Annotated in this window: 24 protein-coding genes; 7 read left to right on the top strand and 17 right to left on the bottom strand. The window is 55.1% G+C overall.

Annotation, left to right across the window (positions count from 1 at the left end):
• Nucleotides 1–47: 47 nt before the first annotated feature.
• From E2H98_RS12635 to E2H98_RS12660, 6 genes are all read right to left on the bottom strand, one after another.
• Complete coding sequence (locus tag E2H98_RS12635; protein ID WP_133588956.1) at nucleotides 48–920, bottom strand: hypothetical protein; 873 nt, start codon at nucleotides 918–920, stop codon at nucleotides 48–50.
• Between the two features lie 94 nt (nucleotides 921–1,014).
• Nucleotides 1,015–1,881, bottom strand: a complete 867-nt coding sequence (locus E2H98_RS12640; protein ID WP_133588954.1) for a hypothetical protein — start codon at nucleotides 1,879–1,881, stop codon at nucleotides 1,015–1,017.
• Between the two features lie 127 nt (nucleotides 1,882–2,008).
• The gene (locus E2H98_RS12645) at nucleotides 2,009–2,317 is read right to left on the bottom strand and encodes a DUF3301 domain-containing protein (RefSeq protein ID WP_133588952.1); all 309 of its coding nucleotides are present in this window, start codon (nucleotides 2,315–2,317) and stop codon (nucleotides 2,009–2,011) included.
• A complete protein-coding gene (locus tag E2H98_RS12650) occupies nucleotides 2,314–2,691 on the bottom strand; it encodes an MmcQ/YjbR family DNA-binding protein (protein ID WP_133588950.1) in 378 nt (125 codons plus the stop codon). The genes E2H98_RS12645 and E2H98_RS12650 overlap by 4 nt, the downstream gene beginning before the upstream one ends.
• Before the next feature lie 65 nt (nucleotides 2,692–2,756).
• Nucleotides 2,757–3,158, bottom strand: a complete 402-nt coding sequence (locus E2H98_RS12655) for an ExbD/TolR family protein (protein WP_133588948.1) — start codon at nucleotides 3,156–3,158, stop codon at nucleotides 2,757–2,759.
• Between the two features lie 150 nt (nucleotides 3,159–3,308).
• The gene (locus tag E2H98_RS12660; protein WP_133588946.1) at nucleotides 3,309–4,082 is read right to left on the bottom strand and encodes an NRDE family protein; all 774 of its coding nucleotides are present in this window, start codon (nucleotides 4,080–4,082) and stop codon (nucleotides 3,309–3,311) included.
• Between the two features lie 9 nt (nucleotides 4,083–4,091).
• On the opposite strand from E2H98_RS12660, the gene E2H98_RS12665 reads away from it, so the two are divergent.
• From E2H98_RS12665 to E2H98_RS12685, 5 genes are read left to right on the top strand one after another with little or no spacing between them, the layout of a single operon-like run.
• A complete protein-coding gene (locus tag E2H98_RS12665) occupies nucleotides 4,092–4,898 on the top strand; it encodes a sulfite exporter TauE/SafE family protein (RefSeq protein ID WP_198325117.1) in 807 nt (268 codons plus the stop codon).
• Between the two features lie 10 nt (nucleotides 4,899–4,908).
• A complete protein-coding gene (lgt, locus tag E2H98_RS12670; RefSeq protein ID WP_133588944.1) occupies nucleotides 4,909–5,742 on the top strand; it encodes a prolipoprotein diacylglyceryl transferase in 834 nt (277 codons plus the stop codon).
• Nucleotides 5,739–6,533 (top strand): thymidylate synthase, encoded by a 795-nt coding sequence (gene thyA, locus E2H98_RS12675; RefSeq protein WP_133588942.1) that lies wholly within the window; start codon nucleotides 5,739–5,741, stop codon nucleotides 6,531–6,533. Before lgt ends, thyA begins: the two co-directional genes overlap by 4 nt.
• 12 nt (nucleotides 6,534–6,545) lie before the next feature.
• Nucleotides 6,546–9,380, top strand: a complete 2,835-nt coding sequence (locus E2H98_RS12680; RefSeq protein ID WP_133588940.1) for an ATP-binding protein — start codon at nucleotides 6,546–6,548, stop codon at nucleotides 9,378–9,380.
• 39 nt (nucleotides 9,381–9,419) lie between these two features.
• The gene (locus tag E2H98_RS12685; protein ID WP_133588938.1) at nucleotides 9,420–9,920 is read left to right on the top strand and encodes a fused DSP-PTPase phosphatase/NAD kinase-like protein; all 501 of its coding nucleotides are present in this window, start codon (nucleotides 9,420–9,422) and stop codon (nucleotides 9,918–9,920) included.
• Between the two features lie 36 nt (nucleotides 9,921–9,956).
• Here the strand turns inward: E2H98_RS12685 and trxC are convergent, their stop codons facing one another.
• From trxC to E2H98_RS12715, 6 genes are read right to left on the bottom strand one after another with little or no spacing between them, the layout of a single operon-like run.
• Complete coding sequence (gene trxC / locus E2H98_RS12690) at nucleotides 9,957–10,394, bottom strand: thioredoxin TrxC (RefSeq protein ID WP_133588936.1); 438 nt, start codon at nucleotides 10,392–10,394, stop codon at nucleotides 9,957–9,959.
• A 21-nt stretch (nucleotides 10,395–10,415) separates the two neighbouring features.
• Complete coding sequence (locus E2H98_RS12695) at nucleotides 10,416–10,799, bottom strand: DUF302 domain-containing protein (protein ID WP_133588934.1); 384 nt, start codon at nucleotides 10,797–10,799, stop codon at nucleotides 10,416–10,418.
• A 10-nt stretch (nucleotides 10,800–10,809) separates the two neighbouring features.
• The gene (locus E2H98_RS12700) at nucleotides 10,810–11,019 is read right to left on the bottom strand and encodes a YgaP family membrane protein (protein WP_133588932.1); all 210 of its coding nucleotides are present in this window, start codon (nucleotides 11,017–11,019) and stop codon (nucleotides 10,810–10,812) included.
• Nucleotides 11,020–11,044: 25 nt separating this feature from the next.
• On the bottom strand, nucleotides 11,045–11,503 hold the full coding sequence (locus E2H98_RS12705) for an OsmC family protein (RefSeq protein WP_133588930.1): 459 nt from the start codon (nucleotides 11,501–11,503) through the stop codon (nucleotides 11,045–11,047).
• 16 nt (nucleotides 11,504–11,519) lie between these two features.
• Entirely contained in the window at nucleotides 11,520–14,702 is a 3,183-nt protein-coding gene (locus E2H98_RS12710) for an efflux RND transporter permease subunit (RefSeq protein ID WP_133588928.1), read from the bottom strand.
• Nucleotides 14,699–15,724: an efflux RND transporter periplasmic adaptor subunit gene (locus tag E2H98_RS12715; protein ID WP_133588926.1), complete on the bottom strand. Its 1,026-nt coding sequence runs from the start codon at nucleotides 15,722–15,724 to the stop codon at nucleotides 14,699–14,701. The genes E2H98_RS12710 and E2H98_RS12715 overlap by 4 nt, the downstream gene beginning before the upstream one ends.
• 98 nt (nucleotides 15,725–15,822) lie before the next feature.
• On the opposite strand from E2H98_RS12715, the gene E2H98_RS12720 reads away from it, so the two are divergent.
• Together E2H98_RS12720 and folA are read left to right on the top strand one after the other, a co-directional pair.
• A complete protein-coding gene (locus E2H98_RS12720) occupies nucleotides 15,823–16,161 on the top strand; it encodes an ArsR/SmtB family transcription factor (protein WP_133588924.1) in 339 nt (112 codons plus the stop codon).
• A 184-nt stretch (nucleotides 16,162–16,345) separates the two neighbouring features.
• Complete coding sequence (gene folA, locus E2H98_RS12725) at nucleotides 16,346–16,921, top strand: type 3 dihydrofolate reductase (protein WP_133588922.1); 576 nt, start codon at nucleotides 16,346–16,348, stop codon at nucleotides 16,919–16,921.
• A gap of 61 nt (nucleotides 16,922–16,982) precedes the next feature.
• Here the strand turns inward: folA and E2H98_RS12730 are convergent, their stop codons facing one another.
• The 5 genes from E2H98_RS12730 to cysG all read right to left on the bottom strand — a co-directional run bounded on the left by E2H98_RS12730 (nucleotide 16,983) and on the right by cysG (nucleotide 21,251).
• Nucleotides 16,983–17,630, bottom strand: a complete 648-nt coding sequence (locus E2H98_RS12730; protein ID WP_133588920.1) for a hypothetical protein — start codon at nucleotides 17,628–17,630, stop codon at nucleotides 16,983–16,985.
• Between the two features lie 36 nt (nucleotides 17,631–17,666).
• Complete coding sequence (locus tag E2H98_RS12735) at nucleotides 17,667–18,479, bottom strand: symmetrical bis(5'-nucleosyl)-tetraphosphatase (RefSeq protein WP_133588918.1); 813 nt, start codon at nucleotides 18,477–18,479, stop codon at nucleotides 17,667–17,669.
• Nucleotides 18,480–18,551: 72 nt separating this feature from the next.
• Nucleotides 18,552–18,932 carry a Co2+/Mg2+ efflux protein ApaG gene (apaG, locus tag E2H98_RS12740; RefSeq protein ID WP_133588916.1) on the bottom strand — a complete coding sequence of 127 codons (381 nt, stop codon included), beginning with the start codon at nucleotides 18,930–18,932 and terminating at the stop codon, nucleotides 18,552–18,554.
• A gap of 164 nt (nucleotides 18,933–19,096) precedes the next feature.
• Complete coding sequence (locus tag E2H98_RS12745) at nucleotides 19,097–19,705, bottom strand: outer membrane beta-barrel protein (RefSeq protein WP_157591378.1); 609 nt, start codon at nucleotides 19,703–19,705, stop codon at nucleotides 19,097–19,099.
• Nucleotides 19,706–19,823: 118 nt separating this feature from the next.
• Nucleotides 19,824–21,251 carry a siroheme synthase CysG gene (gene cysG / locus E2H98_RS12750; protein WP_133588912.1) on the bottom strand — a complete coding sequence of 476 codons (1,428 nt, stop codon included), beginning with the start codon at nucleotides 21,249–21,251 and terminating at the stop codon, nucleotides 19,824–19,826.
• Nucleotides 21,252–21,616 lie beyond the last annotated feature (365 nt).

A 21,616-nucleotide genomic window follows, 5' to 3' on the forward strand; every position in this document is an offset into this window, starting at 1 on the left:
AGTCGAAAAAAAAACGCGGGGCTTGCCCCGCGTTTTTTTCATCTTGTTCAACCTGAACTTTTTATGCAGCTCAGCATTTGTCCGTCCCAGCTGCACTTCATGTGTTCACCGCTACCGCTAATGTTGACCGGGAGCCCATAAGCTCGGGCGGTCTCTATAAATCGTTTCAACTGTTCCCCTTCTAGCAAAAGCCAATTCAGTCTGGTTGCTGAGGTGGCGTCTGTTGGAATATCAATCTCACCGTCCATTGCCGGGCCGATATTAACCTCCAAACCCATGAGTTCATCGGTAAAGTAATCGAGCTTGACGTTCGCTAACTCAACGACAATGGTCGTTCCATCCGGAAAACGGATTTCGTAACTCTGGCCTTTTGGCGAGGCCAGCAGAGCAATGACCGATTTACTCGCCAAATCGCTGGCGTTGGCAAGCAAGCGTTGATTCAAGTCCCTTTCTACGGCTCCTTGGAGAATGGCTAAAAGACCCGAATCTCTCGGGGCTACGTCGTGAGCAGAAGCAATCGGAGAATAGCCACCCCATTCCAGGGACTCCCAATTGATGCCTTTCTTTTTGAAATCCCTATACCTATCCCAACCCTTGTGGATTTCACGCAAGGCGTGGTGCTCGGGCGTTTGCATGGTGACACTGGTAATGAATCTCCATTCATTCAGCTTATATTCTGCCGAGCTAGCAACGGCATAGCGACTGACGCTGTTGTCGGACTCGTCCAATAGGTAGACATTTGCTGCAGCGGTTCTGTCTGGCTCAAGATCTCTCACGCCCGCGCGTTGCACAAGCCTGGCTTTTTGCTCGGGCGTGCATGCTTTGCAAGCAACAATATACGGTTCTGCTGAAAAGGGTTCCGCTGAATGCGTAACGACCGGGAGGAAAAAGAGCAAACCGAGTAAAAAATTTTCTAACATTCGCATAGCTTCATCTTCGGAAGTTGTCTCAATGGGAGTACAAAAGCAAAATGAAAAACGCAGGGATATCCCTGCGTTTCTCTATCTCTTGCGGTTAGCTTGAGCTTTTACGACATTTCAGCGTTTGTCCATCCCAACTGCAACTCATACTTTCGCCGCTGCCGCTGATGGTAATTGGAACACCAAAAGCACGCGCCGTCGCTAGAAATCTGTTCAGTTGATCTCCTTCCAGCAGCAACCAGTTCAGTGCTATTGCGGCTCCTGCGCCGGTAGGAATTTCCATGCGGCCATCCATCGCAGTGCTGATTTTAATCTCGATCTCTATACCCTTAACTTCATCGTTGGCAACATCAACTTTAATCCCCTTCAATTCAATCTGAATAGTGGTGCCATCAGGAAACTGAATGGTCTGAATTCTATTCATTGGTATCGCCAACAAGCCTTGAATGGTTTTAACCGTCAAGTGGGTGGTCGTGGTAAGCATTCGTCGACTCAAAGTTCGTTCCAGTGCCCGCTGGAAATTAATCGCAATACTCGGATCTCTGACCACTTCATGAACGGAGAGAATTGGCGCGGAGTTTCCCCAATCTAACGACTCCCAACTAACCCCTTTTTCTCTGAGTTCTTTATACCTCTCCAAACCTTTTTGAATCTCGTTCTGAACATAGTAGTCAGGTGTTTGCGCGCTTACTCGGGTAATTAATTCCCATTCTCCCCACTTATACTCTTCTTTTGACGTAACAAAATAGCGGTTAATAGAGTTGTCTGACATGGTCACTACATAGACATCTGTAGTGATGGTTTCGCCTGGATTGGGAGCGCGCATACCGGCACTTCGTGCGAGATGAGCCTTTTGGTCGGCGGTGCAGGTTTCACAGGCAGCAATTATCTGCTCATTTGAGCTGGCAATAAAAGGCGCCATGAATAAAAGGCCGATTAATATTCTTTTTGTAACACGCATAGAGTCCCTTCTGGATTCTGCAATAGTTGTTGAACACGCTGGAAATTCTATACGGGGGGGGGGGGGGCGTAAACGTGAGAATTGTATCGTACCGTATCAGATTGTACGTACCCCCTTAAGTAATCAGTTAGTTAATCGCGTAAGGATCCAGCTCAATACGTTCAATCTGTTTGCCGCGCATCGAGATATGGCCTTTGTAACGAAAGTCGCCGTTGGTGACGAATTCAAAACGATAAACACGGGTAAAGCACATGGCGCCGCGATCGTTACGACCCAGGCCAAGCTTGATTCGTTCGACGGTGTCGTCGATCAGCTGCAAACCAAAACGCTGGCATTCGCGTTTGGCGGCCTGGCGGGCGATTTCGCGGATCATCATGCTTTGCCACCAGAACACGGCGAGCAAACCCAGCACCAAGAAGAAGATAAAACGTTTCATGCTCGCAACTGCAGTTGGATTTTCTTCGGCAATTTTGCCACAACCTGATCGTGGCTGCTGCGCAGCAGTTCCAGCAGCGCTTTTTTACTCAAGGCTTTTGGGTTGGTGACGGTGACCCAGTGATTTCGGGCCATGTAGGGCGCCGGTATGATGCCGTCGTTATCGGTCAGCTCCAGAAAGCGCTCACTTCCGGCTTTGAACGAAATATGCTCAAACGGCGTTTCATCGAGACTGATCACCGCGAACATCTTGTTGGCGATCGAAAACACCAAATTGGTTTGCCATTTGATATCGACGGTGACTTGCGACCAGCCCGCCAGTTCTTCAGCGATGGTGGCGGATAGTGGATGTGCTGGCTGAGCGGGTAAGGTCATCGCGAACTCCAATTCTCTGGCAATAAAAAAGGCGACCTGAAGTCGCCTCTTTCACGCTGTTCAAATCAGTTATAGGTACCGACCGACACCTTGTCGATGCCAGCCTCTTTGGCGGCGTTGACGACTTGCACCAAGGTATCGGTGTTGGCGCCTTCGTGCGACTGGACAATCACCGCCGCATCTGGGGCTTCGGCCAGCACGCGTTCGACGTTGGCGCGAACGGTACGGACATCGGCGATGCGATCATTGATGACAATTTGGTCGTCGCTGGTGATGGTGATCAGCACGTTGGCTTTGACTTTCGTCGTCGTCGCGGTTTTGCCGGACGGACGCTGAATCTCCAAACCCGCTTCTTTGGTGAAGGTCGTGGTCACGATGAAGAAAATCAGCATGATGAACACGATGTCCAGCATCGGGGTCATATCGACTTCGGCTTCTTCCGCAATGCCCGTGTGCTTCTTGCGCATGGTGGCTTCTCAATGGTTTGGGGTTATACAAAAGCGTAAAGCAGTTTACACAAACGTCTGTTCCGGCCTGGACCGACCGGGCTCCGAACTATAACGGACCGGCACCTGCCAGATCCAGACCGAAGGACAGTGAATTTTGCCTGCGTGGTCTCATGTTCGGATATTGAACGATTCGTAGGCGTAGTGCGCAATGCGGCCGTTCTGTTCCGGCAACAGGGTTTGCTCCAGCATTTCGACCCGGCCATCGGCGCGGTAGGCGAGATAGCTGGCAGCGCGGGTGCCGTATTGTTCGCCGATGATCTGCACCGGTGACAACCAGCGCTCTTTGACAAGGCCGATGCCGGTATCCGGCAACTCGTCATCGGGCGCCGTCCCGGTCAGCTTTAGCGCGGCCAGCCAGTCCGGATGCGGGGCGTTCTGCGCCAGTAAGGCAGCCAGCACTGCTTTGGCTTGGCGCACTTTTGGCCAGGGCTCATCGAAATGGCCATTGCTGAGGCCATAAAGTCCGGGGCTTATGGTCTGAGGCTGATAGCGATTACTGCCATAGGCCAGCTGCAGCCGACCGTTTTGCCAGTGCCCGAACAGAGCGTTGAAGCCACCGTACTCGTCGGCGTTACGGGTTTGCTCAGCCGTCATCTGTGCGGAGCCATGGCCAAGCAAATGCCGCGCAATCCATTCACCACGACTGCGCTTGTCGGTGACGATGGCGCCACGCCGGACATTGGTTACCGCAGCCAACCGGCCATTACGGTGCACGGCCAGCCATGAACCTTGCGCCATCAGGTCGCGACCACCGAGAATGTCGCCTTGGTCGGCCCACCAGTGCAGGCGGGCGGTCGGACGGGCGGTGAATTCATCGCGATGGGCCAGCAGCACCAGCGGGGTTTCGCTGTCCGGCTGGTAGCTAAAGACAATCAGGCACACAGGATTTTCGTGGAAATAAGCATTTTGGGTTGGGCAGTGTACCTGCTGGTCGGGGCGCTTGCAGGCATCATGGCCGGGCTGCTCGGCGTTGGCGGCGGCATGATCATGGTGCCGGCGCTACTCTGGCTGTTGCCGATGGCCGGTGTTGCCGATGGCCACCTGATGCAAACGGCGCTCGGCACCTCGCTGGCCGCCATCATCATCACCTCCATTGCTTCATTACGCGCTCATCAGCGGCGCAACGCCATTCGATGGCCGGTCGTGCGTTGGCTGGCACCCGGCGTTGTTGCCGGCGCGCTATTGGCTGGTGCCATTGCCGCTTGGCTCAGTTCTGATTTGTTAATCCTGATTTTTGCGCTGTTTGCGCTGATTATCGCGCTGCGTATCGTGTTTGCCCGCCCGGTTCATGTCGTCAGTGCGCCGGCGAATTTTTGCTGGCCGGCCTGGGGGCTAGGCATCGGTACCGCCAGTGGTCTGGTGGGTATCGGCGGTGGTTCGCTGACGGTACCGCTGTTATTGCACTACGGTTTCCCGATTACTCAGGCCATTGGCTCGTCTTCAGCGGTCGGACTTCCGATCGCAATTGGTGGCACAATAGCCTACATTGCCGCCGGCCCGGACCAGCACCTGAACACTGGCCTGGCTGGTTTTGTTTATCTGCCGGCTGTGCTGTGTTTGAGTCTGGCGTCGTGGTTCACGGCGCCGTTCGGCGCGAAATTGGCGCACCGCTGGCCGGCAGCACGGCTGAAGAAAATTTTTGCATTGTTTTTGCTGATCGTCAGTGCGCGTTTGTTTTGGCGCGTGTTGGTGGCATAAGGATTCGAGAATGGATTTACCGGCAATTGATCCGGTCATTTTTCAGATAGGCCCTGTGGCATTGCGATGGTACGGTTTGATGTACCTGTTCGGCTTTTTGGCGGCCTGGGGTCTTGGCACCTATCGGGCCAAACAACCAAATAGTGGCTGGAATGCCGAACAGGTCAGCGACATGCTGTTCTACGGCTTTCTCGGTGTGATCATCGGTGGCCGTTTGGGCTATGTATTTTTCTATCAGTTCGAGCGCTTGCTCGACGAGCCGTTGTACCTGATCAAGATCTGGGAAGGCGGCATGTCCTTTCATGGCGGTTTGCTTGGTGTGCTGGCGGCATTCTGGTGGTATGGCCGCAAAACCGAGCGCGGCTTTTTCAACGTCGCCGATTTTTTTGCGCCATTGGTGCCGCCGGGCCTGTTCTTCGGGCGCATCGGCAACTTCATCAATGGTGAATTATGGGGCCGCGAAGCGGGCGCCGATTTTTCGCTGGCAGTACGTTTTCCTAACGATCCGGATGCCTTGTTGCGGCACCCTTCCCAGCTTTATCAGGCGGGGCTGGAAGGCTTGCTGTTGTTTGTCATACTGTGGTGGTTCTCGGCGAAAAATCCGCCGCGTATGGCGGTCAGCGGAGCGTTTGCACTCGGTTATGGCGTTTTTCGTTTTGTCGCTGAATATTTCCGCGAGCCGGACGCGCACTTAGGGTTGCAGGCACTGGAACTTTCCCGAGGCCAGTGGCTGTCAGTGCCATTGATTGGACTCGGTATCGTGTTGCTGGTGTTGGCTTATCGAAACCACCAGTCGGCAAACAGTGAAAACAATGCCAATGCAGCAAGAGGTAGCAAGGCATGAAAGCTTATCTGGATTTATTGCGGCAGGTGCGTGAGCACGGCACTCAGAAAAGTGATCGCACCGGCACCGGCACGCTGTCGCTGTTCGGTGCCCAAATGCGCTTTGATTTGCGCGCCGGTTTTCCGCTGGTGACCACCAAGAAATTGCATCTGCGTTCGATCATTCATGAATTGCTGTGGTTTCTGAAAGGCGATACCAATATCCAATACCTGCGTGACAACGGTGTCAGCATCTGGGATGAATGGGCCGACGAGCAAGGCAATCTTGGTCCGGTTTATGGCTACCAGTGGCGCAGCTGGCCGACACCGGATGGCCGGCATATCGATCAGATCAGCCAGTTGATGCAACAAATCAAAACCAATCCGGATTCGCGCCGTTTGATCGTCAGTGCCTGGAACGTTGCTGATTTGGACAAAATGGCGCTGCAACCCTGTCACGCGCTGTTCCAGTTCTATGTCGCCGATGGTCGCTTGTCCTGTCAGTTGTATCAGCGCTCAGCCGATATTTTTCTCGGCGTACCATTCAATATTGCGTCCTACAGTTTGCTGACCCATATGATTGCCGAACAGTGCGATCTGCAGGTTGGCGATTTCGTCTGGACCGGTGGTGATGTGCATCTGTATAGCAATCATCTTGAGCAGGCCGACGAGCAATTGCGGCGCGAACCGTTGCCACCACCGACGCTGGCGATCAAGCGCCGACCACCGGATATTTTCTCGTATGCGTTTGACGATTTTGAGATTCAGAATTATCAATCGCATGCGGCGATCAAAGCGCCGGTCGCGGTCTAAGCTGGAGCCCTGATGACCCGGAGCCGAGCTTTTATGCTGATGCGCGTGCTGTTGCTCTGGTGCGGACTGTCGGGGTTCGTTGGTGGCTCCGTTTTTGCGCAGCAGGAAATGGCAAAAGCGGGCATTGACCGGGTTATCGAGCTGTACGAGCGCACCGAGGTTTCGCGCAGTGCCAACGCACATGAAGCGATCACGCAAGGGCAATCGGCGCTGGCTATTCTCGATCATCTTCCGGAATCGCCAGCGACGCTCGAATGGCGGGCGCTGGTATTAACCAACATCGCCTGGGCCGAAGGCGTGTTGTCCAATTATCAAACCGCGTTTTCTGTCGCCAAGAACGCACTGAATATCGCCGAACGAGCGAAAAGCGACAAAGCCCGAGCACGTTGCCTCAACACCATCGCCATACTGAATCGTGAAATCGGTAACTATGATGAGGCGCTGGATCTTCTGCAGCAGGTGCTGGTGCTGGAACGGAGTCTGGGTAATCACACCCGGACGTTAACGACGCGCAATAATCTTGGCTTGCTATTGGTCGATATGGATCGGCCCAATGATGCGCTCGGCATTTTTCTTGATGCACTTCAACAGGCGGAGCCCGATGTCAATCCGCTCAGTGTTACCCGTGTGCGCATCAACATGAGTGAAGCGCTGATCGGGCTACAGGAATTTCAGAAAGCCGTCGATGAATTGACCGAAGTGACCGAGCAAACGCCGGACTTGCCGATGAACATGCGCGCCTCGTTGACGCGTCTGCTTGGACAAGCCTATTTTGGTCTTGGCAACATCAAGGCCGCTGACACCTTGACCAGCGATGCCCTGGTGTATTGGCAAACCGTTCAGGATGCCGGTGACATCATCGAAACCCATGTGCAGCTGGCAAAAATAAAGTCGGCGCAGAATCAGTTGAAACTGGCAGAACGTCATCTGTTGGATGCCGAGCTGCTGGCGCACGAATCCGGCAAGCCGCAATTGCTGCGTGAAGTGGTTGCTGCGCTGTCACGCTTCTACGAAAACGTTGATCTGAACAAGGCGCTGATTTACGCCCGCCAGGAAAGCCAGCTGCGGGAAAAAGTGTTCTCGGATAGTCTGGCAAAACGGCTCGGACAATTTCAGACCCGGCTGGAACAGAGTGAACGCGAAAACCAGATTGATTTGCTGCGCCGGGAAAACGAACTGAAGGCGATTCAGGTCGAGCAGCAGCGCAACTACTTGTACCTGTCGGTCGGTGCCGTGTTGTTCATTTTGCTGTTGATGGTGTTCCTGATTTACCGATTGAAAGTGCGCCGTCATATGCTCGATGCCACCAGCATGGCTAGGGAGCGGGCGCTGGCGCAAATCAGTCATGAATTTCGTACGCCACTGACCGGCATCATTGGCGTTTCCGAATTGCTGCAGAAAACCCAGTTGACACCAGAACAGCGCGAGCTGCTGCGTACGATCAATTATTCCGGGGAGTCGTTGCTTGGTTTGGTCAACGATCTGCTTGACGTTTCGCAGCTCGATGCCGGCAAGCTGGTGCTGCAGCAAAAACCATTTGATCTGCGTGAACTGCTGGAGTCGGTGCTGGAACTGTTCTCGTTGATCGTCGAAGAGAAGGGGATTTCCCTGGTCTATCGCTTGGGCTTGTGTGAGGTTACCGAAGTGACTGGTGATCCACAGCGTTTACGTCAGATTCTGGTCAATCTGGTGTCGAACGCTATTAAATTTACCGATCGTGGCAGTGTCGTGCTCAATGTTCATTGGCAACATTTGCGCAAGGATTACTCGGAACTGATTATCGAGGTGCAGGACACTGGCATTGGCATTCGCGATTCACAACTAAAGCGTCTGTTTGAACCATTTGCCCAAGCCGATGATGGGATTGGTAAAGGCACCGGTTTGGGCCTCAGTATTTCCAGACAGATTGCCCGGCAAATGGGCGGTGACATCACCGTGACCAGCACACCACAGGTCGGCTCCTGCTTTATCGTCAAAGTGCATTTGCAGCCGCGCGAATGGCAAGCGAATGATCTGAAACATCTGCCGTTGCCCTACGTAGCCGGCTGGCAATTGCCGGAAGCGCTGGCCGGTGTGGCGGCAGAATATTTGTTGGAAGTCGGTGTGGCCTTGGAGCGCGTCAATACCCTGGAGCAGATTGAAAGGCTAAAGGCGCCGAAGGTGTTCCTGATGTTGGCGGGCAGTGATAACCGCGAAACAGTGAATACCTTGTTGCAGCACTGGCATGATTCACACGTATTGCTGTTGGCTAGTCCACGCGCACGGCTGCAATGGGAAGCACAACCGATGCCTCGGGTATCGATTCTCAATCGACCATTACGACCGGGCGAATTGGTCACGTTTTTGTCGGCCATTGTCAACAAAGCACCATTGCCGAAACCAGATCCAGTGCCTGTGAATGAACCCAGCATGTCAGTAACGGTGGAAGCGGCTGAGCCGGAAACGCCAACACGCCAATCGGAGAAAACGCGGGCTTTGGTGGTCGATGATAATGAAGTCAACCGGGTGATTACGCGCCGAATGCTGGAGCGCATGCATGTTGCCGTGGAGGTCTGTGCCGATGGCTCGGAAGCCGTACGTGCAACTATGCAGGATAGTTACGATATCATTTTCATGGACTGCCAGATGCCAGAGCTAGACGGTTACCAGGCTACGGCAGAAATTCGTCGCCAGGAACAGGAGCAAGGCCGCTCGTCGACCGTCATTGTCGCGATGACTGCCAATGCGATGGATGGCGATAAAGAGCGTTGTCTGTCGGTCGGCATGAACGACTATCTGGCAAAACCGATTCGGATGGAAGATCTGGCCCGGATGCTCAGCAAATACCAGTTTATCGCCGCCGGCTGAACATCCATTTCGGCCGGCATCGCCAACAGGAGTCAGCTTATGAATACTTTAATCAAACTTATGTTTATCGCTTGTTGCTGCAGCGTCGCCGTTGCCGCCGATAACGCGTTTGACATGATCAATGCCGGCCAACCAACCGAGCAAATCTATACCGGCGGCCAGCCCAGCCTCAGCGATTTGGATAAGCTGAAAGCCGCTGGCGTCACCACGGTCGTCAGCCTGCGCGGTGCCGATGAGCAGCTACCGTTCGATGAAAAAAAAGAAGTTGAAGCGCGTGGCATGCGTTTCATTTCGATTCCGGTTGCCGGCAAGTCAGACATTAATTTTGAACACGCGAAACAGTTGCAAGCAGTGTTGAGTGACAGTGACGGCAAAGCGCTGGTGCATTGCGCCAGCAGCAATCGCGTTGGCGCACTGTTTGCGCTCAACGCCGTCGCCGAGGGCAAATCACTGGAGCAGGCGATTGAAACCGGAAAACGCCACGGTTTGGCATCGCTGGAGCCGGTAGTACGCGAAGTGGCTTCCGAGAAAACGAAATAACGAACGTAATCGTTTATCCGGCAGCGGGTTGGCGGCTCACTGCGCCAACCCGGCCAACCACTGCATCAACTGACCGGTATTCATCGCGCCACTCTGGCGGGCGATCAGCTGGCCATCCTGAAACAGCATGATCGTTGGAATGCTCTGGATCTGAAATTGTGCTGCCAGTTGCTGATGCGCTTCGGTGTTGACTTTCAATAACCGAAACTGCGGCTCCAGGCGCGCCGCGGCGGCCTGGAAGCTCGGCGCCATCGCTTTGCACGGCCCACACCAGGGCGCCCAGAAATCGACGACAATCGGCAGCGAACTCAAGCGCAGGTGGGCGCTGAACGCTGCTTCGTCAACGTCCAGCGCGTTAGCGGTGAACAACGGCTGCTGACACTTGCCGCAGTGAGGTTGCTGCTCCAGTTTTTCCATCGGAAAACGATTGCCGGCCAGACAATGGGGGCAGGCGACTGTGACGGATTCGCTCATGATGTTAACTCACACATGTTGTCAAAGTGCCTCTTCGATCATTTGCTTGGTGGCATTCTCGACTTCTTTGGCAACGTCGGCAAGCGCGGAGCTGTCAGAAAACAATTTCAACAAGTCGGTTGGTAGCAGCATGCCGATATGGGTCTTGCCATGCTCACCCCAGACCGAAATGCGACAGGGAAGCGCCATGTTGATGGTCATGTCTTCGTTCAGCACTTTCTTTGCCTGATGCGGGTTGCAGACTTCCAGAATCCGGCATTCATTGTCGAACTCGACACCTTTTTTCTTCATCGTTTCCTTCAGATTGTGAACGTGCAACACACCAAATTGATGACGAACAACGGCCGCTTCCAGATCGGCTGTGGCTTGTTCTACGGATTTTGTTGTGGTTTTTACGTAACGCATGATTTCCTCCTCAGCAGCCGGATTGAATGCCGGCTTTGCGCAGCATGGTTTCCATCAAACACCAGCCGGTGAAGCCACTTTGCAACAGGTTCAGGCCGACAAAGGTGGTAAATAACAACCAATAGGCGGAATGAAACAGCGGGCTTTGTGGCAGACCCAATGCCAGCGACAACAGGATGAACATGCCAGCAACGATTCGTACGATTTTCCAGGACGTCATGATTGCACCTCTCTGATGAATGACATTACTTTTCTGACTGATGAACGGTTTTACCGGAACTGTCCTGCACACTGAGGCGCACCGGAATCCCTTCGCGCACGCTTTCGGTGACCACGCAGAATGATTCGAATTGCTGTAGCGCCCGCTCGGCAAAATTGATTTTGGCGATTTCCTGCGGCAGTTTGATCTGCACCTCCAGCAGTGCAATACGCCAGCGCTTGTCGTCGTTGCGCTCTATCGTGCCCTCGATACTGGCTTCCAGTCCGGTTAACTCATTGCCAAATTTTCCGAGCGCAAACAGCAAGCTGGCCGACAGGCAATTAGCCACGGCGGCGGCCAGCATTCGGGTCGGGTTCGGTCCTTTGCCTTCGCCCAGTGGTTTGGGTTCATCGGTCAGCAACGGCTCCAACGAGTCCTGTTGCCAATTGACTTTGAACGCGAACTTTTCCTGCTGCTTCAGACTGACGGTAAACGTGTTGTCCATAAACAAACTCCTGTTCTCATCGAGCGCGGTAAGCGCGGTAATACAGCAACGGGATGACCACCAGCGTCAGCACACTGGACACCAGCACACCGAAGATCAGCGAAATGGCAAGGCCACTGAAAATGGGGTCATCAAGAATGAATAGCGCGCCGATCATCGCTGCCAGGGCAGTCAGCAAAATTGGTTGCGCCCGGGTTTCAGCCGAGCGAATGATCGCTTCGTTGAACGCCACGCCCTCGCGTCGCTGCAACTCAATGAAATCGACCAACAGAATCGAGTTACGAACGATGATGCCGGCGAGTGCAATCATGCCGATCATCGACGTTGCGGTGAACGGTGCACCGAGCAGCGCATGACCAGGCATGACGCCGATGATCGTCAACGGAATCGGTGCCATGATGATCAGTGGCGTCAGGTAGGAGCGAAACTCGGCGACAACCAGCAGATAAATCAGCAACAGACCCACCGCATAAGCAGCACCCATATCGCGAAAGGTCTCGTAGGTGATCTGCCATTCACCGTCCCATTTCAGCGCGTATTCGCTCCAAGGTTGCTCGGGTTGCTGAACAAAATAATCTTCAACTCCTTGCTGACTGCCAACGCTCAAACCGCGCACGTTTTCGCGGACCCCAAACATGCCGTAAAGCGGGCTGTCTGGTTTGCCTTTGACATCAGCATAAACATAGCTGACCGGCAGACCATCTTTGCGATAGCGCCAGGCTTCGCGTGTGCTCGACTGCACAGTGACCAGTTCCGACAGCGGCACTTGTTTGCCGTAGCGGCTGGTCAGGGTCAGACGCAACAACTCGTTCATTTCGGTCAGCGTTTCGTGATGTACGCGCAAACGAATCGGTGTCGGATATTTCGACAAGCCATCATGGACGAAGCTGACATCCTCTCCCTGCAAGGCCGCGCGTACTGCGGCAGCGATTTCCGTCTGACTGACACCGAGCGTTGCGGCTTTGCGTTGATCGACCTGCAACAACCAGCGTGGCGCGCTGGTGATCAAGCTGTCATCAATCGCGGTCAGATTGCCGGCTTTTTCGAATGTCTCGCGCACTTTGCCGGCCAATTCGGCGCGACCGTTTTCATCCGGCCCATAAACCTCGGCAACAATCGGTGACAGCACCGGCGGGCCCGGTGGCACTTCAACCAGTTTCAGCCGGGCATTGAATCGATCTGCAATGGCTTGCAGATCGGGCAATAAGCGCTGGGCAATTTCATGGCTTTGATCATCGCGCTGCGATTTTGCTTTCAGGTTGACCTGGATATCGCCAACATTGCCGCCTTGCCGGGCATCGTATTGACGTATCAAACCATTGAAGTTGATGGGCGCCGAGGTGCCAGCATAGGCCTGATAATTTTCCACTTCCGGCACGTTTTGTAGGTACGCACCCAGTTCGTGCAACACGATGGCCGTGTGCTCCAGCGCGCTGTCATCGTCCATGTCGACGATCAACTGCAGTTCGGATTTATTGTCGAACGGCAGCATTTTCAGAATCACTGCCTGCGCCACTGGCAAGGCCATCGACAGCGCAATGAGTAGGCCGATCAGCCAGAACAACGTGCGCCGGTTGCGTGAAGATTTTTCGGCATTCAGCAGCGGCTGATAACGTCTGCGCATGAAGTTGCCCAGCCATTGGCCACCACTGTCATGATGTGCCGCCGTTTTTGCCAGCCAGCGATTGGCGAGCCATGGCGTCACCGTGAACGCAATCGCCAGTGACAGCAGCATGCCAAGCGAGGCGTTGATCGGAATCGGTGCCATATACGGGCCCATCAAACCGCTGACGAAGGCCATCGGCAGCAGCGCGGCAATAACGGTGAATGTCGCCAGAATTGTTGGTCCGCCGACTTCATCAACCGCACGCGGGATGATGCTGAGTAATGAATCCTGCGGTGCAAGCTGGCGATGGCGGTGAATGTTTTCGACGACGACAATGGCGTCATCGACCAGAATGCCGATGGAGAAAATCAGCGCAAACAATGACACCCGGTTCAGCGTGAAACCCCAGGCCCAACTGGCGAACAGCGTTGCGGTCAGCGTCAACATCACGGCAACGCCGACAATCGCCGCTTCGCGCCGGCCGAGCGCGAACAACACCAGTGCGACAACACTCAAGGTCGCGAACAGTAATTTCTGGATCAGGGTATTGGCTTTGTCGTTGGCGGTTTCGCCGTAGTTGCGGGTGACACTCAGTTGCACATCATCCGGAATCAACACGCCCTGCAATTGTTCAACGCGCGCCAATAATTTCTCGCTGACATCAACAGCATTGGCGCCGGCTTTTTTGCTGATCTGCACGGTAACGGCCGGTTGTTCGCCAGCCGTGCCGCGTTGCCAATGCCAGGCGTAGGCCTCAGCCAATGCTGGCCCGTGTTCGATATCGGCAACCTGCGCCAAGGTGATCGGTTGGCCCTGATGAACGCCGACGACAACTTCCGCAACCGCATCGGCGCTGTCGAGCAACGGTCCGGTTTCAATCAGAATGCGCTGATTGTCCTGCACCAGTTCACCAGCCGGCAGCGCCCGATTTGCCGCCAGCAGCGCATAACGCAAATCGGCAATCGATAGATTGGCGGCACGCATCCGGGCAGGGTCGAGCCGGACCTCGACGACGCGAGTCGGCGCACCGATCGTTGAGATTTCACGGGTGCCATCAACCCGCTTCAATTCGTTTTCCAGCAGATGCGCAACCTGGGCCAAATCATAAGCACTGGTGCCGACATTGTTACTGTGCAGCGTCAGCGCCAGAATCGGCACCGAGTCGATGCCCTTGGCCTTGATGATCGGCGGCAGCGCACCGAGATTGGCCGGCAGCCAGTCGGCATTGGAGTGGACGACATCGTAAAGCCGGGTCAGCGCCGTTTCCCGATCAACGCCCACCTTGAACTGCACGGTGATGATGGCAACGCCTGGCTGCGAAACGGCATAGACATGCTCGAGTCCGACCATCTGCGATAGCACCTGCTCGGCCGGTATCGCCAGCATCTGCTCGACATCGGCGGCGCTGGCGCCGGGCAGCGCGACGATGACATTGGCCATCGTCACGTCGATTTGCGGCTCTTCCTCGCGCGGCGTCACCAGCATCGCAAACAGACCAAGCAACAACAGCACCAGCGCCAGCAGTGGTGTCAGCGCATTGTCCTGAAAGGCTTTGGCGATGCGGCCGGAAAGGCCGAGAGCGGCCGGATTCATGGTTGGGCTCCAGCGCGCTGGCGGGCAGCGGCCAGTGGATCGAGTGCGACCCGTTCACCGTCGAGCAGGCCGGCCAGAATTTCGATGTCATCACCCCAGCGTTGACCAAGTCGCACTTGGCGCAGACTCGGCGTGTGGCTGCCATCGAGTACATAAACGGCGGTCAGCTCGCCGCGCCGAAGCACGGCCGATGCCGGCACCAACAGCCGTGGCGGGGCGCTGATCGGCAGCCAGACTTTGACAAAGCTGCCGGGCAGCAACGCTGGAGTAGAGGTAGGTAGCTCGAAGCGTAGCGTCACTTGCTGCACCAGCGGGTCGGTATTCGGCACCAGTGTCGTTGCTGCTGGCTGCAGGCGGCTACCATCGGTCAGTTCAACCGCAACCGGTTCGCTGCGCTGCCAGCGCTCGACCAACTGCAGCGAAAGCGGCGCCAGCACCCGGAAACGGGCCGGGTTGTAAACGGTCAACAGCGGTTTGCCGGGTAGCGCCAAATCGCCGACATTGACCTGCATGTCGGCGACCAGACCATCGAACGGCGCGGTGATCTGGGTGAAGCTTTGTTGGGTTTGGCTCAATCGGCGCGAGGCCTGTAGCGCGTTGACAGAGGCCAGCGCCGCCCGGTAACGGGTGTCAGCCTGATCGAATTGCGACTGGCCAATCAGCTTGCGCTCCAGCAAGGCCGCGGCCCGGTCGCGTTCCTGTTTGGCCAGTGCCAGTTGCGCTTCGGCGGCTTGCAGCTGGGCGGCCGAGGCCTCGGTCAGTTGCCGGCTTTCGCGGTCATCGATACGCAGCAACACTTGTCCTTTTTTCACTGCGTCTCCCGCCTCGACCAGCCGCTCAACCAGCCGGCCACCAGTCTGGGCAGCGATCACCGCCTGGGTTTCCGCCTCGACCCGGCCATCGAGGCTGATTGGACGTACATCTTCAGAACGGCTGACCATGACCGAAGCGAGCGGTTCAGCGGCAACACAAAGCCCGCTGGCCAGTAGCAAGAAAAAGGAAGCGGCAGCACGACAAGACATAACAGGGGCTCCAGGTGAATTCAAATATAACTATATAGCTATGTACTTATAAATTCAAGGCCGGTATACTTTTGCCATCAACTGCCAGAGAACGACGGATGCAAGCCTTAACTGACCAAGCTTTAGTGCGTGTCGCCGAAGTATTCAAGGCGCTGGCCGAGCCGCGCCGGCTGAAAATCCTGAATGCGTTAAGAGAAGGCGAGCGCAATGTCAGCGAACTGGTCGCGGTCAGCGATACCAGTCAGGCTAACGTGTCCAAGCATCTGGCGTTATTGACCCAGGTCGGTATTGTGGCGCGCGAGCAACGCGGCAACTGCGTCTATTACCGGATGGCCGATCCGGCGACCTTTGAACTCTGCGATCTGGTCTGTGGCCAGCTGCTGCGCAAAACCATGGCCGAGCTGGAATGGCAGCAGACGTTCCAGCGTGATTCTTGACAGTCGAATCGATCACGATCGGCTCGCTATAATGCCGGCCTGTGAACCTAAAAGCTGCAGTTGGCCGCTCCAGATGATAGGTAACGCAGTAAACATGAAATGATTATTGCTCAGTTCGAGGTTCAGCCATCGGCTGCGCTGCGTCCAACTGCAGTTTTTAGGTTGAAAGGAGAAAGCACACCGCATGGCTGACGTTCATTCACGTCCCCGTATCGCCTTGATTGCTGCGATGGCTGCCAATCGAGTCATCGGTCAAGGCAATAAAATGCCCTGGCATTTGCCGGCTGATCTAAAACATTTCAAGCGCCTGACGATTGGCAAGCCCATCGTTATGGGCCGCAAAACCTTCGAGTCGATTGGCAGCAAACCGTTGCCGGGTCGGGTCAATATTGTCATTACCCGGCAAGCCGATTTTCGTCCGACTGGCGTCGTCGTCGCGCCGGATTTGCAGAAGGCGCTGGAAATCGCCGCGGGTCATGCGCTCGATGAAATCATGGTGATTGGCGGTGCTACCGTTTACGAACAAGCGCTGCCGCTCGCCGATCGGTTGTATCTGACGTTCATTCAATTGCATGTTCAGGGCGATGCCCATTTCCCGGATTTGCGTCAGTTCAAATGGAATGAGATCAGCTCCGAGTCACATACGCCGGATGCCGAAAACCCCTACAACTATAGCTTCGTGACCTATGAGCGGGCCGCTGACATTCAGCGCACCGTGAACGAAAAGGCCGCTGAAGAAAAGTGGCGTTTGATCGAATAGCGCGAAAACGCGGCGACAAAAAAGGCGAGCATCGGCTCGCCTTTTTTGTTTGCTTGGAGAATTAGAATGAATAGGTGAAATGCACACCGAAGGCGCGGCCATCGGCTTCAACACCAACCGGACCACCCTCCGTTATTTCGTATTTGACGTATGAATAACGCGCACCAACCGAGATGTTCTGGTCATAACGAACATCCCACTGCAGAATCGCCGCGACAGCGTCATCCATTTTCCATTCTTCGTTCGGCTGGCCGTCCGGTTTGAAGGTAGCAGTCGGTTCGATATGAGCAACAGCGCCGAGGCCGATACGTTGGCGACCAAAGTTATAGAACGGAATCAGCGAAACGGTATAGCGATTGAAATCAACCCGGCTTTCGTCAATGTTACTGACCACCTGTGTCGTCAGGTAACCACCGGTGACCTGCAGACTAACGGGCACATCCGGAAACGCGATAACGCCGCCGAACTCCATGAACCAATAACCACCGGCACGCGCCTGATCGACAATTTCGCCGGAGTCGACATCTCGTAAACGGGCAATGACATCGCCTCCATTCTGCAAGCCGAGGCTGAACAAAAATTGGCTACGATTCTGGTATTCAGCATCTTGAGGTGTGGGGCGGCGGAATTTTTCTTCGGCGGCCTGGGCGCCAGTGGCGGCCAGCAAAGCAACGAAAAGCAGGCTTTTTTTCATGAGTTTTGTTGTCATGAGGCTTAGGTCCGTTCCAGGATGATGGCGCCGAGTTTAACACTGCGGTGGCAATCCGGAAACGCTGAACCGTTCACAGTCTTCGAGCCGCAGCGCCGTCAATTGTTGGCCCCAGACGCAACCGGTGTCGAGTGCGAACACGCGTGGATGGGTCGAACGGCCCATCAGGCTGGCCCAATGGCCGAAAACAATATGGACGCCATCCGGATCAAAAGCGGGGTGGGCATACCAAGGCACCAATCCTGGCGGTTGCTCCCCTGGCGCGACTTTGCATTTCATATCGAGTCGACCGTGCTCGTCGACAAAGCGCATTCGGGTTAGCGCATTGATCGTGTAGCGACTGCGATCGATATCGCTCAAATCATCACGCCATAGCGCTGGTTCGTTGCCGTACATCTCGGCGAAAAACTGATCCCCGAGCTGTTGCCAGTGCCGTTGTGTGCGGGCGCTTTCAGCCAGGGTTTGTTCAACGGTCCAACCGGGGGGCATGCCGGCATGGGTCATCAACCAGCCGTCCTGACAATAAGCCAGCGGCAAATCGTGCAGATAGCCAAGCAATTGTTCGGCGTCGTCAGCGGCCAGCAATTCACTCAAGGTATCGCCTTTGCGCAGCTTGCTCTGGCCGCAGGCCACGGCCAGCAAATGCAGGTCGTGATTGCCAAGTACGGCGCGCACCTGCTCACGGTGTTGCCAAACCCAGCGCAGCATTTCCAGAGAGCCAGGCCCGCGATTGACCAAATCGCCGCATAACCACAGCTCATCGCGCTCGACGTTGAACTCGATTTTCTCCAGCATGGCCAGAAATGACAGATAACACCCCTGCACATCGCCAATTGCGTAGCGTGCCATCAGTTCAGTCCTTTACCAAAAAAACAAAAGGCCGAAGATCGGCCTTTGTATCAAACCATGATTCATCGCTGATCAATGCAGGCGGCTCGGTTCCACCAGGCTGAACGGCGGGATGGTGGCATCGAATTCGTTGCCGTCTTCACCGAGCATTTGATAGCTGCCTTCCATGCTGCCGAGCGGGGTGTTCAGTACCGTGCCACTGGTGTATTCAAACGATTCGCCGGGACGCAACAGCGGTTGTTCACCGACTACCCCCTGACCGCGTACTTCCACCGTTTCGCCATTCGAGTCGGTAATGATCCAGTGCCGCGACACCAGCTGCGCCGCCCGTTCGCCACGGTTCTCGATGCGAATCGTGTAGGCGAACACAAAGCGGTTGTCGTCCGGGTTGGACTGATCCTCGACATATTGGGTCTGGATTCTGATGTCGAATTGATAAGGCACATTCTCCATACAGCTCTCCTCGTCATGCGGCGGCAAGTCATACTCACCACCTATGAAGCCATTGTGGTATGAAGCGCCTGTTATCGCAAGCGCTTCATTCCGTCATACCCCCATAAATTGGGCTATCTGCCGAGGATTCAACCGTATCTTGTGGCGTCGAGCATCAAACGCCATTAAAACGCGACGCGCACGAATACCCGGCTGGTATCCAGATCGAAACTTTCTTCGTAACTGATGCCGAGCCCGACTTTGCTCGACAGTTCGGCAATACCGCCGAGCTTGAAGCCCAGATCATTGTCGCCGCCCTCGGCATCGAAGTGGCCGAGGCTGGCAAACAGTTCTACGGTCGTAATTGGTTTGAAGCGCAAGCCGGCCTCGATGGAATTCACCGCGACATCGTCTTTGAAATTGAACGGCGATTTCAGCTTGATATCACGCTCCTCGTGATCGATGGCGAAAAAGACATCAGTTTTGCGGTTGATGGGCAGAATATAACCAGCGCCGATTTGCCAGCTATCCATTTCGATATCGCCGTCAAAACCGAAGGCATCGACGTCACCGTCGAAAATGCCGAAGCCGCCACGCAGAAAAATATTCGGCTGGATCAGATAAGAGCCGCGAACGTCGAAGCCATTGGCATCGGCCGAAATTCCACCGGTTTTGGCGTCAAGATTACTGTAGCTGCCTTCAACAAAATTGTAGTTGAAGTCGCTGGCTTGAACGCTGCCAACGGTGGTGGCAATCGCCAAGGCCACCAGAGCTTGTGTCGATTTTTTCATCATTGCTTCCTGAATAAATGCTAGCGCTGAAATCAGCGAGTACCATCATGAAGCAAGAAAACTTAATCGATTCTGAATCGCACAAAGATAAAAAACTTCGCTACCAACAATTGGCGATTTTTCAGGCAACGCTGCGCTCCGGTTGCGTATTTTCTGAGCGGACTGTTTCAGGATTGAACCACTGTAAACGATGATGCAGTTTCGCAACATCGCCGATCACCAGCAATGCCGGCGATTGCACTTGATGCTTACGTGCTTGTTCCGGCAATTCCGATAAATGACCGGTAATTACCCGCTGTTCCGGTCGGCTACCGTTTTCGATCATGGCGAACGGCAGCGTTGGCGCAGCGCCATGTTCCAGCAATTTCGTGCGAATGGTTTCCAATTGCGCGACGCCCATATAGAACGCCAGCGTTTGTTGTTCACGGGCCAAATTTGCCCAATCGAGCGTGTCAGCGGAATTCTGGCAATGGGCGGTGACGAAACGCACCGATTGCGCATGTGAACGATGAGTTAAAGGAATACCGGCATACGCGGCGCAGGCAATCGCGGCGGTGATGCCGGGCACAACATCGAACGAAATATGTTCGGCGGCCAGCGCTTCCAGTTCTTCGCCACCACGACCAAAAATAAATGGATCGCCGCCTTTCAAACGCACCACGCGCTTGTTTTGTCTGGCGTGTTCCACCAGCAGCGCATTAATCGCGGCTTGCGAGGTTTTATGATCGCCGGCTTTTTTGCCAACGCTGATCAATTCGGCGTCGCGTCTGGCCAGTTCCAACACCGCCGGACTGACCAACTGATCATAAAAGATGACATCGGCTTGCTGCAGTGCGCGCTGGGCATTCAAGGTCAGCAAACCCGGATCGCCAGGCCCGGCACCGACCAAGCTGACATGGCCGCGTTGTTGCGGTGTTTCGGCTTGCGCGAGCAAGTCCGACAGTAATTGTTCGGCATCCTGCTGGCGCCGGTTTTTGAGCAAGGTCGGTAAACGACTGTCGAGCACCGCATCCCAGAATCGGCGCCGTGCGGAGACATCAGGCAAACGAGTTTTAATGGTTTCGCGCCAGCATTGCGCCAGTTTCGCCAACGTGCCGACCGACTCATCGATCAAGGCTTCCAGTTGCGCACGAATCCGGCGCGCCAAAACGGGCGCCGTTGCACCGGAACTGATCGCGATAACCACCGGTGAGCGGTCGACGATGGCCGGCACAATGGCGCTGCATTGTTCAGTGTCGTCGACGACATTGGCCCAGATCTGCTGCGCTTCGGCGGCGTGAGCAACCGCAGCATTGACGCTCGGGTCATTGGTGGCCGCGATCACCAGCCATTTACCGTGCAGTTGTTCCGGAGCAAAGGCCTGTTGCCGCAGCGACACCTGGGCATCGTCGCCGTATTCCGCGGCAATGCCCGAGAGATCGGGAGCGACCACGGTGACGACGGCGCCGGCTGCACGCAGCAACACCAGTTTGCGCCGGGCAACCTCACCGGCGCCAACCAATAGCACAGGCTTGCCCTGCAAGCGCAAAAACAGCGGGAAATAATCCATGACCTGACCTCATTCAACAGCACCGGTACCGCACGACAGCAACGCTCAGCAATAAGCGTTCCGTTGACCGGGTAGTGAGCAGGCTAGGGCCGCTAGAGCAGGGCAACAAATGGGAAAAGCGCGCATCGCCATGCCGTTTGTGCATATGTCGCGCAAAAGCAGGAGTTTTGCCTCTTGGCAAGTCAAATAACCTAAGGCAGTATCGGAATCTGCTGCTTCGCAGCAATACCGTTCAGGCCGCTACTGGTCTGGCCCGATACCTTTTTTGATAAGCGCTATTGACGTGAGCATATAACAAGGTATTATCAGCCATGTAGCCGTCTATACGGCTTTACGTGCGCGGAAGGTGCCTGCCTTCCACGCCG

This window comes from Permianibacter aggregans (assembly GCF_009756665.1).
In the GTDB taxonomy this organism is placed as follows: domain Bacteria; phylum Pseudomonadota; class Gammaproteobacteria; order Enterobacterales; family Permianibacteraceae; genus Permianibacter; species Permianibacter aggregans.

Bases quoted from the DNA above. Each gene is read 5' to 3' on its own strand.
- E2H98_RS12730 (WP_133588920.1), bottom strand. From the start codon at position 17,630: ATGACAACAAAACTCATGAAAAAAAGCCTGCTTTTCGTTGCTTTGCTG.
- E2H98_RS12720 (WP_133588924.1), top strand. From the start codon at position 15,823: ATGCAAGCCTTAACTGACCAAGCTTTAGTGCGTGTCGCCGAAGTATTC.
- E2H98_RS12680 (WP_133588940.1), top strand. From the start codon at position 6,546: ATGACCCGGAGCCGAGCTTTTATGCTGATGCGCGTGCTGTTGCTCTGG.
- trxC (WP_133588936.1), bottom strand. From the start codon at position 10,394: ATGAGCGAATCCGTCACAGTCGCCTGCCCCCATTGTCTGGCCGGCAAT.
- thyA (WP_133588942.1), top strand. From the start codon at position 5,739: ATGAAAGCTTATCTGGATTTATTGCGGCAGGTGCGTGAGCACGGCACT.
- E2H98_RS12655 (WP_133588948.1), bottom strand. From the start codon at position 3,158: ATGCGCAAGAAGCACACGGGCATTGCGGAAGAAGCCGAAGTCGATATG.
- E2H98_RS12710 (WP_133588928.1), bottom strand. From the start codon at position 14,702: ATGAATCCGGCCGCTCTCGGCCTTTCCGGCCGCATCGCCAAAGCCTTT.
- lgt (WP_133588944.1), top strand. From the start codon at position 4,909: ATGGATTTACCGGCAATTGATCCGGTCATTTTTCAGATAGGCCCTGTG.
- E2H98_RS12715 (WP_133588926.1), bottom strand. From the start codon at position 15,724: ATGTCTTGTCGTGCTGCCGCTTCCTTTTTCTTGCTACTGGCCAGCGGG.
- apaG (WP_133588916.1), bottom strand. From the start codon at position 18,932: ATGGAGAATGTGCCTTATCAATTCGACATCAGAATCCAGACCCAATAT.
- E2H98_RS12735 (WP_133588918.1), bottom strand. From the start codon at position 18,479: ATGGCACGCTACGCAATTGGCGATGTGCAGGGGTGTTATCTGTCATTT.
- E2H98_RS12705 (WP_133588930.1), bottom strand. From the start codon at position 11,503: ATGGACAACACGTTTACCGTCAGTCTGAAGCAGCAGGAAAAGTTCGCG.
- cysG (WP_133588912.1), bottom strand. From the start codon at position 21,251: ATGGATTATTTCCCGCTGTTTTTGCGCTTGCAGGGCAAGCCTGTGCTA.
- E2H98_RS12685 (WP_133588938.1), top strand. From the start codon at position 9,420: ATGAATACTTTAATCAAACTTATGTTTATCGCTTGTTGCTGCAGCGTC.
- folA (WP_133588922.1), top strand. From the start codon at position 16,346: ATGGCTGACGTTCATTCACGTCCCCGTATCGCCTTGATTGCTGCGATG.
- E2H98_RS12745 (WP_157591378.1), bottom strand. From the start codon at position 19,705: ATGATGAAAAAATCGACACAAGCTCTGGTGGCCTTGGCGATTGCCACC.
- E2H98_RS12695 (WP_133588934.1), bottom strand. From the start codon at position 10,799: ATGCGTTACGTAAAAACCACAACAAAATCCGTAGAACAAGCCACAGCC.
- E2H98_RS12635 (WP_133588956.1), bottom strand. From the start codon at position 920: ATGTTAGAAAATTTTTTACTCGGTTTGCTCTTTTTCCTCCCGGTCGTT.
- E2H98_RS12640 (WP_133588954.1), bottom strand. From the start codon at position 1,881: ATGCGTGTTACAAAAAGAATATTAATCGGCCTTTTATTCATGGCGCCT.
- E2H98_RS12645 (WP_133588952.1), bottom strand. From the start codon at position 2,317: ATGAAACGTTTTATCTTCTTCTTGGTGCTGGGTTTGCTCGCCGTGTTC.
- E2H98_RS12700 (WP_133588932.1), bottom strand. From the start codon at position 11,019: ATGACGTCCTGGAAAATCGTACGAATCGTTGCTGGCATGTTCATCCTG.
- E2H98_RS12650 (WP_133588950.1), bottom strand. From the start codon at position 2,691: ATGACCTTACCCGCTCAGCCAGCACATCCACTATCCGCCACCATCGCT.